Source organism: Kitasatospora sp. YST-16 (assembly GCF_026802215.1).
Taxonomy (GTDB): domain Bacteria; phylum Actinomycetota; class Actinomycetes; order Streptomycetales; family Streptomycetaceae; genus Kitasatospora; species Kitasatospora cineracea.
Window position 1 is genome coordinate 3,684,193 of the sequence record NZ_CP113837.1, and the last position, 12,590, is coordinate 3,696,782.

A 12,590-nucleotide genomic window follows, 5' to 3' on the forward strand; every position below is an offset into this window, starting at 1 on the left:
CCGTTCGGCGCGGAGCTCGTTCGAACGACCCGCTCCTCACGCGCCCCCGGAAGCAGGCCAGTGCTTCGGAGGGGTTGCGGCGGGATTCACGATTCGCAGGCGGCTCTGATGCGACGGGTCGATCGAAGTAAGAGACAGCAGAAGTTGGCCTGTTGAGCGCTCGAGTTCGGCCAGCGCGTGTGGCAGGCCGGCGCAGACGGTGGCGACAGCCGCGCCCAAGCCGACGAGGCCCCCGTGCTTGTGATTGTGGCGGTACTCGATCCTGTGCAGCCCCGATTCGGCGATCGCCACGACCTCCAGCGGGCGAGCCATCTGCTTGGTGTCGTTGGTGATCACGACCTGGAAGCCTGCTGAGGCTGCCCGCGCGTAGAGCTCGATGTCCTTGGTGCCCGCCCAGCCGACGATCTCTGCCACGTGCTGAAGTTCGTGTTGCTTCAGCAGCAGCTGGGCCATGCGCGCCAAAGGCAGGGGGACGTTCTCGTCGAGCAGGATTTTCAAGAGGCAGCCTGCCGGAATCCTTCATCCGAGTAACTGTCCACGTAGGCGGTGAAGTCTGCGGCGTCGCGGGCAGCTGCCGCGGTGACACCGGGATAGAAGTCCCTGACCGACTCCGGTGGGACACCGTCCTTCAGCAGGGCAGCGACTTCCGAAGCCGGGACACGCGTTCCCTCGATCACGGGTTCGCCGCCACGGACCAGCGGATCCACAGACAGATGCTCTCTGGGCTGCAGAAGGCTCGGGATCTGGCGGCCATTGCGGTAGAACGGGGCGAGTACGTCGACCATCTCGTGGATGACCAGGTTGCCGCGCTTCTGCACCAGGTCCACGGCGTGATCCGGCGCAGCCAGGTAGATGGTGTCGGTGCTGGCCACCAGCCGGTAGCGCGAAAGGTGTTCGTGCTCGTTGAGATCGTCGCGCAAGGTGTCCAGCGCACGCCGGATCTTCTGGAGCGAGGTGTCCTGGCGCAGATGGACGCACGCGCGGAGGGCCACGACGTCCCGGAAGGAGTAGAGGATCGGCCGAGAGGCTGAAAGTTCCGGAACCAGCACGGCTCCGCGTGCGGCTGTGGTCCTGCGCCAGTGCGACAACTGGCGCAGGGTGGCACCAGACAGCGCGGCAGCAAGCTTCGGCTCGTACGACAACTGCGGCACCTCCCTGGCTCCGTTCGGCAGTCGACCGAACCGTACTTCATGCTCTCGTAGGGTCGGCCTGACTGCCACGATTTCACCCGACTCAGCGACCCGCTGCAGATCGGATCGCCGATGCGGCGGACGCGTAGGGTCGCCGGTATGCGACTGAGCACGGTGATCCTCCCCATCCACCGGTGGAGCGAGGGGCAGAAGGTGTGGCGGCGGGCCGAGGAACTCGGCTTCCACGCGGCGTACACGTACGACCACCTGAGCTGGCGGAGCTTCCGGGACGAGCCCTGGTTCGGGTCGGTGCCGACCCTCACGGCAGTGGCGACGGCGACCGAGCGGATCCGGCTGGGGACGCTGGTGACCTCGGTCAAGCCTCGTTCACCCATCACGGTCTGACCTGTGGAAACGCGGATCATGAATGCTCTGACCCACCCTCGAATCAGATGGCGATGAGCCGGATCAGGTCACCGCAGAGCTTGGCCATGTCGTCGATGTCCGAGGTCAGCATGGCCACCGGACCTGGCTGACGGAGTGCCATCTCGGCGACGGTGGCGTCGATGGCGTACTTGTAGCCGTGCAGACCGGCCTGCTTGAGGAGTGCTGCCGAGGCTCTGGCCGCGTGCTCGGTCACGGGCTCGATCCTGACCTGCGAGAGCACCCAGTTCAGTCGGGCGGTGTTCGCCCTGGCGTGCGAGATCTCCACGATGGTGTTGGCGCCGATGACCAGGCCGGCCCCCATCGAGTGGAAAGCCTTGATCATCGCGAGCACGCCCCGGTCCTGCGAGATCCAGGCGGATATTCCCTGGGAGTCCAGCACGACGGTCTCGATCCGCACACTCACGCGGCAGCCGCTCCACTGCCAGGCTCGGACGACCCCAGAATCCTCGCGTGCGCGGCGGCGAGCTCCTCTTCCGTGAACGCGCCGTGTTGCTCCTCGTACTGGCGGAGTTCTTCCGCGAGCAGTTGGTGCCTGATCTGCCGGGCCACCGCTTCAGCGACGTAGCCGGAGACGTTGTCCGTGAGCTTCTTCAGCTCGGCCACCTGCTCCGTGGGCAGGGTGACCGTGATGCGCGTGGTAGCCGCCATGAAGCAAGCATACTGCCGGTATGCACACTCCGGCCGGTCTTCGGCGGCATAGTGTCAGGCCATGCGACTGAGCACGGTGATCCTCCCCATCCACCGGTGGAGCGAGGGGCAGAAGGTGTGGCGGCGGGCCGAGGAACTCGGCTTCCACGCCGCGTACACGTACGACCACCTGAGCTGGCGGAGCTTCCGGGACGAGCCGTGGTTCGGGTCGGTGCCGACCCTGACGGCGGCGGCCTGCGCGACCGAGCGGATCAGGCTGGGGACGCTGGTGACCTCGCCGAACTTCCGGCATCCGGTGACGTTGGCGAAGGAGCTGATCACGCTGGACGACGTGTCGGGCGGGCGGTTGACGTTGGGGATCGGGGCCGGCGGGGCCGGGTTCGATGCGACGGCGCTGGGGCAGGAGGCGTGGTCGGGGCGGGAGCGGGCGGCGCGGTTCGGGGAGTTCGTGGGGCTGTTGGACGAGTTGCTGCGCAACGGTGCGGTGACCCGGGAGGGGGAGTACTACTCGGCGGTGGAGGCGCGGAACGTGCCGGGGTGCGTGCAAGTGCCCCGGGTGCCGTTCTACGTGGCGGCGACCGGCCCGCGCGGGCTGAAGCTGGCGGCGGAGCACGGGCAGGGCTGGGTGACGTACGGCGACCCGCGCGGGCCGGCGGACGTGCCGGTCGAGCAGGCGCCCGAGGTGATTGCCCGGCAGCTCGAGAAGCTGACGGCGGCCTGCGCGGCGGTCGGCCGGGACGCCGGCGAGTTGGAGAAGGTGCTGCTGCAGGGTTCGACGGCGGAGAAGCCGCTGGAGTCGGTGGACGCCTTCGTCGACTGGGCCGGCCGGTACCAGGAACTGGGCATCACCGAGTTGGTCGTCCACTGGCCCGTCCCGGACTCGGTCTTCGCCGCCGACCTCGCCGTGTTCGAGGAGATCGCCACCGAGGGCCTCGCCCAACTCGCCGGCTGATCGACGGTGCGGCCGGTTGCCGTCGGACGGTCGACGGTTCGGGTGAGCGTGTTCACAGCGGGCCGCGCCTTTGGCAGCATGGGAAGTCCGACCCGGACCGCGGAGGTGTGCATGAGCGCCGATCCACCGCCCACCGGCGGTGCTGCCCGGCCGCCGGGGTCCGAGGAGCGACGGCCGCTCGGTGTCGATTGGCCGGCCGGTTCCTATCTGGGGCTTCTGTCCGAACCTTCACGACAGGCCCTGATGCGGGCCGGAAGAGTGTCGGTCCATGCTGCCGGCGAGACCATCGTCAGGGAGGGGGAGCGCACTTCTCACCTCTTCCTGATCGAGCAGGGGCTCGTCAAAGTGACGTCGACGACGCGGGAGGGGCACGTCAGCCTGCTTGCGATCCGGGCCGCAGGCGACGTGGTCGGGGAACTCGCCGCAATCGACGGTGCGCCCCGTTCCGCCACCGTGACCGCCGTCGGAACGGTGCGGGCGCGAGCGGTTCGGCACAGCGAGTTCGTGCGGCTCTTCCGCGAGCAGCCGCAGATCGCACTTGCCCTGGTGGCGGCCGTAGCAGGCAAGTTGAGGGCGGCCACGAGGGCACGGGTGGACACCGGCGGCTACCCGCTCCAGGTCCGTCTGGCGAGAGTGCTCGTGGAACTCGCGGAGACGTACGGGGAACCGGCGGGAAACGGGGTCGCCATCACGGTCCCGCTGAGTCAGGAGGACCTGGCCGCGATCATCTCCTCGTCCATGGCCGGAGTGACGCGGTCGTTGCAGCAACTCAGAAGGAACGGTCTCATCGACACCAGTTACCGGCGTCTGACCGTACTCGACCTGGACGCGCTCAGTGACCTGGCGGTCCTGCCCCACTTGGCGGAGGACGCGTCCACCGGGCTTTCGCAAGGGACTTCCCGCGATACGCAGGATTGATGACGGCCCCGTGGACATGGGTAGGTGGGAGCTACGGGCTACCACCCCCGCGGCTCCACCTACACCTTCACTGCGGTGGGCTCGGCAAGAGGGCCCGGCGGCAGCCTGATCAGGGTAGATGCGAATGTCGGGCCAAGACCTGCTCAAAGTAGAGGGTTTGACGGGCTTTCCGCTGTCCGTTCCGGAATGCCGGAAGGCCTGGAACCGGGTGCTTCCGACTCGTAGCGTTGTCTTCGCCGGCCGCCCGTACGAGGCGGCGCCTCCTACCAAGGCGCTGGGTACCCGCCGGCACAGGGCTCGGCAACCAACCCTCCCGGGAGGCAGTTTGAACACCGACATGTGGATCGCAGCGATCGGTGCGGCAGTCGCGCTCACCGCTCTCGGCCTGGCGGCCTTCGCCGTCGCTCGGATGAGCAGGAGCGCTCCGTTCAAGGTGGCGGTCGTGATCACCGCCCTGACCGGTTTCATCGCCGTGATTCCGCGGCTCATCGCGGCATTCGCCTCCTTCCGGGCCTGAAGGTGGCCGGGCAGGGGCGTCCGCCCTCCAGGGCCGGCAGCGAGCGGGAGCACCGGAAGCATCCGGTGCTTTTCCACGATGTCTGCCGCACCCCGGTGGCGGCGCCCCTGCTCCCGGGGCGGCTGCGGGCCGAACCGTTCCGCCTGTTGCGGGAGTTGGGCCTCCCGGCCGAGGATCTGCTGATCGCCGGCAGTGCTCCTCTGTACGTGCGGGGGCTGCGGGACCGGATCGGCGATCTTGACGTGGTGGCGCGGGGTGAGGCCCTGCGACGGGCTCTCGTGCTGGGCCGGCCCGAGCCGGCTCCGTTCGACGGCGCCGTCTCCATCCGGTTGATGGGCGGGCGCCTGGAGATCACCGACAGTTGGTTCGTCGGCATGTTCGGCGAGGTGGAGGACCTGTTCGACCGGGCGGAGAGGATCGGTGGTTTCCGGTTCCTCACCGTCGCCGACACGGTCGTGTGGAAGCAGCGGCTCGACCGGCCGAAGGACCGACTGGACCTTCAACGGATGGCCGAGCCGGCGGACCGGGACAGATCGACCGGATGCCAGGGCCGAGCCGTCTGCAGCGTGCAGCCGGTCGTGCAGCGCCCCGGCACACCCGGGACGGGGAGGTCGTGGCGAGGCCGCGATTGACAAGTGGGCGGCAGCTCCGGCGCGAAGCCGTCGGTGGCGGCCCATCGCGCCGCCACCGATACGAACCGCGGCTCCCCCGAAGCTCCGCCGACCCGGTGCTGGCGGCAGGTGGGGGCGGCAGGTAGGGGCGGGCAGGTCAGTGGCCTTGGGGCGGAAGGGAATTCCGTTCACGATTGGTTCGGGCTTTGGACTACGCTACAGCCGCGCGTAGGGGGGACCTCGCGCCGTCGTCGCGGTCGAGCCGCGGCCATTCGACTTCGAGGAAGACACAGATGCGCACTGCCACGGGTGCTCCACGTCGCGTTCTGAGTGCCGGGGTCGCGGTCGCGGCCGTCGGGGCCGGGGCGTTCGCCTTCGCCGCGGGGGCCCGGGCGGAGGTGCAGCCGGTGACGTTCCAGTTGAGGGACCTGGTGATCCAGCCGGGGGAGTCGGAGCGGCCGCTGGCTCCCGGCGGGGGCGTGTACGGGATCGCGGACGGCACGTGGGTGTTCGCGGTGAGTGCGAAGCCGCTGACCGATGCCGGTGCCGCGCTGGAGCTCCCGGCGGGGTTGAGCGTCAAGGTGGGTGCCGGGTCCGGGAGTTCGGCCTGCGCGGCGGTGGCGGGTGCGGCCGGCGTGTACAGCTGCGACTCCACTCCGCCGAACGTCTACTCCTCGCCGCTGATCGGCGCGTCCGACGCGGCGAAGGACGGGACGGTCGCCTACTACGGCGCGGTCTTCGTGCCGCGGGGCGGGAGCGTCGCGGACGCGGTGGCCGGGGTGAAGACGTCGGGCAGCAGGCCGGCCGACGGGCCCGCGAGCGTGCAGGCCGCGAGGATCACCGTGGAGACGCCCGACCACGTGGCCCGGAACACGCTCCGGCTGACCACCCCGGACCTGCCGGCCGGCGGGACCGTCACCCAGCAGGTGCAGGTCCACGCGGTGGACCCGGGCAAGCTCCAGCTCTTCTTCGAAAGCGCCGCGGGGCAGCCGAGTTGGCCCTCCTTCCCGACGTCGGTCGGAGTGAAGGTGGCCGATGCGACGGCGGCCCCCGCGGGCTCCTGCCGGCACGTGACGAGCGAGCTCAACTCGCCGACCACGATCATCTGGTGCGACCTCCCCGCCGGGGACAGCACCGTCTCCTACACCCTGGCCGCCCAGCCGGAGCTGGTGAGCTGGAAGGTGGACGTCCGGGCCGAGTACCAGGTCCTCACCTGGGGCGCCGGCAACCCGGAGGCGCACGGGACGTTCGCCTTCCTGGGCACGACCCCCGCGCCGACCGCCTCCCCGACGGCGACGCCCACCGACCCGGGGACCACCCCGGACCCGACGGCCACCCCGACGCCCACCGTCCCGGAGCCCCCGGCCCCGACCACCGCCGCCGCGACCGTGACCGTCACTGCCACCCCGGCCCCGGCCGGCTCCCCGTCCGCGACGACGGCCGCCCCGGCCGCACTCCGCCCCGGTGGCGGTGACGACGGCACGCTGGCCAGCACCGGCGCGGACGACCTGACCCCGACGCTGGGCGGCGGCCTCGCCCTGGTGTCCGGCGGCCTGCTGACCCTGGTGGCCCTCCACCGCCGCCGGGGCACGCACCGCCGGCGGCGCGCGCACCACTGACGGGGACGCGCGTCACTGACGGGGGCGCTCGCCGCTGACGGTGGGCGTCCGCCGCTGACGGAGGGTGGGAGGATGCCCGCCACCGGCGGGGGGATGCCCGCCACCGACCCCGTCGCGCGGAACGGTCGTCAACGGCCCGATCAGTGGGGTGCCTCGGTGGTGGTCCGAACCGGGCCCTAGGCTCGACGGCGGAGCCCGAACGACGGGACCGGAGGCCTCTTGGAGGGGTGCGGATGAGCGGGGACGGCGGCGGTCCGGGTCAGCAGCAGGGCGGTGGGCAGCCGTACGGGCAGGGTGCTCCCGGGCAGGGGGGCTGGCCGGGGTACGGGCGGCCCGGGTGGAACGGCGGCGGCGGGTGGGGGCAGGGCCCCTGGGGGGCCGTGCCGGTCGCGCCGAAGCCCGGGGTGCTGCCGCTGCGGCCGCTCGCGTTCGGCGAGATGTTCAGCGCCGTCTTCGACACCGTGCGGCGCTACTCCGGCGCGCTCTACCTGCCGCTCGCGGCGGTGACCGGCGTCCTGGCGGTGCCGATGGTGGTGGTGTCGGTGCTGCTGGCGGGCCGGCTCCGGGACGCGTTCGAGGCCCTCCCGCAGGCCCCGGACGAGCCCACCGGGGATCAGCTGTGGGCCCTGTTCTGGCCGTTGATGGTGATCTTCGGGCTGTTCCTGCTGCTCGGGATCGTTCAGTACGTGGTGGCCGGGCCGCTGGCCACGGTGGTGCTGCGGGCCGCGACCCTCGGCCGCCGGATGACGGCCGGTCAGGCCTGGAAGGAGGCCCGGCAGCGGATCGGGGCGTCCGTCGCCTCGATGGCGCTGCTGTACGGGCCGCTGCTGGTGCTGAACGTGCTGCTGGTGGGCCTGATGGTGCTGCTCGGCGTCGCCACCGGCAGCCCGGCGGTGTTCCTGCTGATGTTCCTGCTGAGCGCGGTCGTCGGGCTCGGCGGCTTCTACGTCGTGGTGCGGCTGGCCCCGCAGATCCCGGTGCTGGTGCTGGAGGACAGCACCGCGAGGGCGGCGATCGGCCGGGCCTGGCAGCTCAACCGGGGCAACTGGTGGCGCAGTTTCGGCCTCACCGCGCTGGTCACCCTCATCGGCCGGATCGCGGTCGGGGTGATCAGCTACCCGCTCACGATGATCCTGTCCGTGGCGGTGCCGCTCACCTCGATGGACCTGCAGAGCGACTCCTCCCGGGTCGAGTTCGGCGACGGCACGATGACCTTCCTGCTGGTCGGCTACTCGCTCGTCATGCTGCTGGGCATGCTGGCCACCGGCCCGCTGGTCCCGCTGGTCAACGGCGTCCTCTACATCGACCGCCGGATCCGCAACGAGCGCCTGGACATCGCGCTGGCCGAGGCGGCCGGCATCCACTTCGCCGAGGCCTACGGCTACGCGCAGCAGTCCGCGCAGCCCGCCCCGTCCGCCCAGCCCGCCCCGTCCGCGCCGTATGGGCAGCAGCCCGCCGCGCCGTCCGCGCCCGTCCCGGCCCAGCCCACGGCCCCGGCCGAGCCCGCCGCGCCGACCGCACCGACTGCCGCTCCGGCCACCGGTTCCGCCGCCGGACCGACCGCCGCACCGAACTCCGAGGAGGGCCCGGCCGGGCAGTGAACCCGACCTGATTGCGGTTCAGTCACGGGCTGTCCGATTGGCCGTGGATTACGGCGATTGGTCGGCGGAACCGTGTTGTTGACGGCCACACGGGTCTCACATAATTCGTGCACCGCGCGATGACGAACGCGTTCGGGCCGACCGGGGGGACGGCCCGTTCCGCTGCGCGGGCAGCCATGTGAACCCTGGGGGGAGACCCTTGTCCGTGCCCGAACCGCCCGCCGACCCGGAGCCAACCCCGGCCCCGGAGCCAACCCCGGCCCCGGTCCCGGCTCCGACCGCCCCGCCCGAGCCGCAGCCGCAGCTGCAGCTGCAGTCGCAGCCCGGGCCGACGCGCCGACTGCCCAGGGCGGTCGGCGTCGGGCTGTCGGTGGCCGGGCTGCTCGCGGTGACCGCGGCCAGCGCGGCCGTCACCGTCGCGGTGGGCCGCCCCGACCGCCCCGCGCACCCCGCAGCCGCCGCCGCGCCCCCGTCGACCGGTCCCGGTTCCAGCGCCGGCGCCGGCGCCGGCCCGAGTCCCAGCGCCAGCCCGACGCCGACCCCGCCGCCCGCGCCGAGCCCGACCCCGACGCCGACGGTGGCCCCACGCCCGTCCAGCACCCTGCAGGGCAGCGTCTCGGGCGGCAAGCACAGCGGTGACCTGCGGTACTTCCTGCTGCCGGTGCCCGACGACGCCGACCCGTACGGCTCCCCGGACGGCGCGATGATGAGCATGGACGACCTCCAGGCGCGGTACAGCAAGAGCGTCGACCTGAAGGGGATCCTCGACTCCTGGGGCTTCAAGGACGCGGCCACCCGCACCTACCGCACCCGGGACGGGAAGACCGAGGTGCGGACCGACCTGCGCCGCTTCGGCCGGACCGACCGGGCGCAGGGCTTCGCCGACAACACCAGCTTCGACCGGTCCTCGTTCGGCATCGACGGCGTCCCGAACGCCAAGGGCTACGTCTTCAAGCCCGAGCAGCAGGCGTACACCGGTGAGCTGGTCGGCATCGGCGTGGTCGGCGACGTGGTCTACGAGGTCACCGTCGAGGTGCAGGGCGATCCGGACAAGGCGCTGCTCTTCGACGCGATGAAGCGTGCCCGCGACCACCTTGCCGACGGCTGACGGACGTCCCGAACCCTCTTCCCAGGAGCACCAGTTGAGCACCGAACCCGCGGACGCGGCGGAGCCCGGGACGGCCGCCGCCGCCGAGCAGGCCCCCGCGCCGCCGACCTCCGCCCCGAACCCGCCCGCCCCGCCCGCCCAGGGCCCGCCGCCCGCCCCGATCCCGCCCGCCCCGAACCCGTTCGCCCCGCCCGCCCCGTTCGTGCCCGCGTCCGCGTCCCCGTCGGCGGCCGGGAACCCGTTCGTCCCGCCGGTCTTCGGCACTGCCGGGCCCGACCTGGTCGAGTCGGGTGCCGAACCCGCCCGCCGCAGGCGGAGGCTCGGTGCGGGTGCGCTGTTCCTGACCGCGGTGCTGGCCGGCCCGGTGATTGGTGCGGCGGTCGGCTACGCGATCCAGTCCTCCCGGCCGCCGACGCCGCTGCCGGCCCTCACCGCGCCCAAACTGACCTACCCGGCCGAGCGGGTGGACGCCGCGGCGCTGGCCGCCGCCGGCCCGCCGCCGCTGAACATCGACGGCGACCTGCGCCGGCTGCTGATCGACCGTCCGGCGGGCAGCACGGACCGCACCGACGGCGACGGCGACGGCTGGCTGTCCGCGGCCGACCGGGCGGAGACCTTCGGCGACAGCGAGGACATGTTCGTCGAGATGCTCGGCAACGGTTTCCGCCGCGCCGCCACCGTGCGCTGGAAGAGCGGCGACGACACCTACCGGGTGATGCTGGTGCAGTACGTGCCGGAGTCCGTGGTGAAGGCGATCACCGGCATGGTCCCGGGCGGCACTTCGGACATGGACGTCTCGAAGTTCCCCGGCAACGACGAGAGCGTCCTGCTGGTCGCCAAGCAGCCCTACACCTACGCGCGCAGCACCGAGACGTACTACTACGGCGAGGCGATCGCCCGGAAGGGCACCGTGCTGATGACCGTCCAGGTCTACGCCAAGAACCCGGTGGACCGGGCGCAACTCGAAGACATCGCCAAGCGCCAGTGGGAGCGACTCGCGTGACCGACATCGAATCCCCGCTCCCCGGCCAACCACCAGCAGCCCCTGACCAGCCGTCAGCAACCCCGGACCCGCAGCCGGACCCGCAGTCGGACCCGCAGTCGGACCCGCAGCCTGGCCCGCAGCCGGACCTGCAGTCGGACCCGCAGCCTGGCCCGCAGCCGGCCGCCCCGGCGCGGGCCCGTCGGCGGGCGCCGAAGGCGGTCGCGGCGGTGGTCGCGGCGGCGCTGTTCGGCGTCGGCATCGGCGAGGTGGTCATCCGGGTGCACTACGGCGACGAGCCGGCCGCCCCCGCGGCGGCCGCCGCCGCCCCCGCGGTCCCCGCGCCGTCGGCGAGCACGTCCGCCCCGTGGGGCGCCAAGTCCGACGGCACCCACGTCGGCAGCCTGCGCGACCTGCTGCTGCCGGTGCCCGACGGCTACCGGCTGGGGCCGGACTACAAGAGCCTCGGCAACGACGGCGAGTTCGTCGGCGCGGACCTGGACCGGGCGCAGGAGGAGATGCTGGCCGAGGTCCCGGAGAAGTACCGGGCCCGGCTGAAGGACGCGCTCTCCACCCTGCACTTCACCGGTGTCGGGGTGCGCAGCCTGACCCGGTTCGACAACCGGCTGACGGCGGCGCTGAAGCTGACCAGGTTCGACCAGCAGGCGGTGTCGGAGCAGAACGCGCTGTTCGGCGCGCTGGTCGACGACAGCGACCTGTTCCGGCGCGGGCCGGACGTGCCGGGCCACCCGGACGCGCGCTGCGTCCTGCCAGCGCTGCGGGCGGGCGACCAACTCGACTACGTGACCTGCTACTCGGCGGTGGGCGACCTGCTGGTGCAGCTGCGGGTCGAGGGCGTGGCGCCCATCGACCAGAACAAGGTCGTCGACCTGTTCCGCCGGCAACTGGACCGACTGGGAGTCTCCGCATGAGCAGCGACACCACCCCGCCCCGGCCGGGCACCCCGACCCCGACCACCGCCGAGGCCCCCGCACAGCCCGTCCCCGCACAGCCCGTCCCCGCGCAGCCCGTCCCGGCTCCGGGCGCTCCGGCTCCGGGCGCTTCGGCTCCGGGCGCTTCGGCCCCGGACGCTTCGGCCCCGGACGCCTGGGCGGTGCAGGCGAAGGCCGACCGCCGCCGCCGGTGGCAGGTCGGTGCGGCGGTGCTGCTGACGGTGGTGACCGGGGCGGCGACCGCCGTCCTGGTGACCCTGCCGGAGCGCACCGACGTCCCGGGCCTGGCCACGCCGAACGACGGCCGGTACGCGTTCCCGGAGCTGACGCTCCCTCCGCTGCCGGCCGGCGCCTCGGCCCCGTCCGACTACAAGGTCAGGACCCACGCGGCGGACCTGCGGGGCCTGCTGCTGCCGCCCCCGAAGGGCGCGGTGGCCGCCACCCCGCCGGCGTCCACGTCTCCGTCCCCGACGGCGTCCCCGTCACCGTCGGCGTCCCCGTCCGGCAGCGGCGCCGCGTCCCCCGCCGCCGTCCCGAGCCTGCCGCCGGTGGCGGGCCGCTGGGTGCCGTGCGACCGCGACGCGATGCTGGCGGCGGACGACGCGTACACCCTGCGGCTGACCACGGACGCCTGCCGGGGCGCGGCGGCGCAGGGGTGGACGGCCGCCGACGGCACCCGCACCGAGTTGCGGCTGCTGCACTTCGGGACGGGCGACGAGGCCGCCGACTTCTTCGCCGGCGCGCTCCGGATGACGTCGTCGAAGGACATCGCGTCCTGGCACCTGGACGTCGACGGGAAGTACCCGGTCGCCTTCGGGCAGGTGGACGTCCGGCTCTCCGACGCGCAGGCCGGCGGGATGCCCACCGGCCGGATCGGCTGGGTGCAGAGCGGCGACGTGGTGGCGGTGGTCCAGCTGACCAATCCGCGGGGCGTCCCGCTGCAGGCCTTCCGCCAAGTGGTCGCGCTGCAGAGCGGCCTGCTGGCCTGATCCCGACCGGCCGCAACGGCGGTCCACCGCCGCGGCAGTGACGCGCCGTCGGCACCCGGGCTCCCGGCCCGTCCCCCGCTACCCCTAGGGGGCGGGGCCGGGGGGTCATCCCGTG

General features: G+C 72.5%; 14 protein-coding genes and 1 pseudogene. 11 read left to right on the top strand and 4 right to left on the bottom strand.

What is annotated here, in order from left to right:
* Positions 1–36 precede the first annotated feature (36 nt).
* Both OU787_RS16810 and OU787_RS16815 read right to left on the bottom strand, forming a co-directional pair.
* Complete coding sequence (locus OU787_RS16810; protein ID WP_268659829.1) at positions 37–498, bottom strand: DUF5615 family PIN-like protein; 462 nt, start codon at positions 496–498, stop codon at positions 37–39.
* Positions 495–1,142 (bottom strand): DUF433 domain-containing protein, encoded by a 648-nt coding sequence (locus OU787_RS16815; RefSeq protein ID WP_030459531.1) that lies wholly within the window; start codon positions 1,140–1,142, stop codon positions 495–497. Before OU787_RS16815 ends, OU787_RS16810 begins: the two co-directional genes overlap by 4 nt.
* A 147-nt stretch (positions 1,143–1,289) precedes the next feature.
* Between OU787_RS16815 and OU787_RS16820 the strand changes: the two are divergent.
* A pseudogene (locus OU787_RS16820) lies at positions 1,290–1,532 on the top strand (LLM class flavin-dependent oxidoreductase); the annotation flags it as partial.
* A 46-nt stretch (positions 1,533–1,578) separates the two neighbouring features.
* On the opposite strand, the gene OU787_RS16825 reads toward OU787_RS16820, so the two are convergent.
* Together OU787_RS16825 and OU787_RS16830 are read right to left on the bottom strand one after the other, a co-directional pair.
* Positions 1,579–1,980 (bottom strand): DNA-binding protein, encoded by a 402-nt coding sequence (locus tag OU787_RS16825; protein ID WP_268659830.1) that lies wholly within the window; start codon positions 1,978–1,980, stop codon positions 1,579–1,581.
* Positions 1,977–2,225 carry a type II toxin-antitoxin system CcdA family antitoxin gene (locus OU787_RS16830; protein WP_030459534.1) on the bottom strand — a complete coding sequence of 83 codons (249 nt, stop codon included), beginning with the start codon at positions 2,223–2,225 and terminating at the stop codon, positions 1,977–1,979. Before OU787_RS16830 ends, OU787_RS16825 begins: the two co-directional genes overlap by 4 nt.
* Positions 2,226–2,286: 61 nt before the next feature.
* Between OU787_RS16830 and OU787_RS16835 the strand changes: the two genes are divergently transcribed.
* The 10 genes from OU787_RS16835 to OU787_RS16880 all read left to right on the top strand — a co-directional run bounded on the left by OU787_RS16835 (position 2,287) and on the right by OU787_RS16880 (position 12,475).
* The gene (locus tag OU787_RS16835) at positions 2,287–3,177 is read left to right on the top strand and encodes an LLM class flavin-dependent oxidoreductase (protein WP_268659831.1); all 891 of its coding nucleotides are present in this window, start codon (positions 2,287–2,289) and stop codon (positions 3,175–3,177) included.
* Positions 3,178–3,288: 111 nt separating this feature from the next.
* Positions 3,289–4,095, top strand: a complete 807-nt coding sequence (locus OU787_RS16840; protein WP_268659832.1) for a Crp/Fnr family transcriptional regulator — start codon at positions 3,289–3,291, stop codon at positions 4,093–4,095.
* A 325-nt stretch (positions 4,096–4,420) separates the two neighbouring features.
* Positions 4,421–4,612: a hypothetical protein gene (locus tag OU787_RS16845; RefSeq protein WP_268659833.1), complete on the top strand. Its 192-nt coding sequence runs from the start codon at positions 4,421–4,423 to the stop codon at positions 4,610–4,612.
* 65 nt (positions 4,613–4,677) lie between these two features.
* Entirely contained in the window at positions 4,678–5,244 is a 567-nt protein-coding gene (locus tag OU787_RS16850; RefSeq protein ID WP_268659834.1) for a hypothetical protein, read from the top strand.
* A gap of 272 nt (positions 5,245–5,516) precedes the next feature.
* Positions 5,517–6,842, top strand: a complete 1,326-nt coding sequence (locus tag OU787_RS16855; RefSeq protein ID WP_268659835.1) for a hypothetical protein — start codon at positions 5,517–5,519, stop codon at positions 6,840–6,842.
* A gap of 380 nt (positions 6,843–7,222) precedes the next feature.
* A complete protein-coding gene (locus tag OU787_RS16860; RefSeq protein ID WP_268659836.1) occupies positions 7,223–8,443 on the top strand; it encodes a glycerophosphoryl diester phosphodiesterase membrane domain-containing protein in 1,221 nt (406 codons plus the stop codon).
* A 205-nt stretch (positions 8,444–8,648) separates the two neighbouring features.
* Positions 8,649–9,551: a hypothetical protein gene (locus OU787_RS16865; protein ID WP_268659837.1), complete on the top strand. Its 903-nt coding sequence runs from the start codon at positions 8,649–8,651 to the stop codon at positions 9,549–9,551.
* A gap of 34 nt (positions 9,552–9,585) precedes the next feature.
* A complete protein-coding gene (locus OU787_RS16870; protein WP_268659838.1) occupies positions 9,586–10,554 on the top strand; it encodes a hypothetical protein in 969 nt (322 codons plus the stop codon).
* A complete protein-coding gene (locus OU787_RS16875) occupies positions 10,551–11,465 on the top strand; it encodes a hypothetical protein (RefSeq protein WP_268659839.1) in 915 nt (304 codons plus the stop codon). The genes OU787_RS16870 and OU787_RS16875 overlap by 4 nt, the downstream gene beginning before the upstream one ends.
* Positions 11,462–12,475 (top strand): hypothetical protein, encoded by a 1,014-nt coding sequence (locus OU787_RS16880; protein WP_268659840.1) that lies wholly within the window; start codon positions 11,462–11,464, stop codon positions 12,473–12,475. Before OU787_RS16875 ends, OU787_RS16880 begins: the two co-directional genes overlap by 4 nt.
* Positions 12,476–12,590: the final 115 nt, after the last annotated feature.

What these genes read in the sequence shown, in the direction of transcription:
- OU787_RS16880 (WP_268659840.1), top strand. Translation starts at nt 11,462, where the DNA reads ATGAGCAGCGACACCACCCCGCCCCGGCCGGGCACCCCGACCCCGACC.
- OU787_RS16835 (WP_268659831.1), top strand. Translation starts at nt 2,287, where the DNA reads ATGCGACTGAGCACGGTGATCCTCCCCATCCACCGGTGGAGCGAGGGG.
- OU787_RS16855 (WP_268659835.1), top strand. Translation starts at nt 5,517, where the DNA reads ATGCGCACTGCCACGGGTGCTCCACGTCGCGTTCTGAGTGCCGGGGTC.
- OU787_RS16840 (WP_268659832.1), top strand. Translation starts at nt 3,289, where the DNA reads ATGAGCGCCGATCCACCGCCCACCGGCGGTGCTGCCCGGCCGCCGGGG.
- OU787_RS16830 (WP_030459534.1), bottom strand. Translation starts at nt 2,225, where the DNA reads ATGGCGGCTACCACGCGCATCACGGTCACCCTGCCCACGGAGCAGGTG.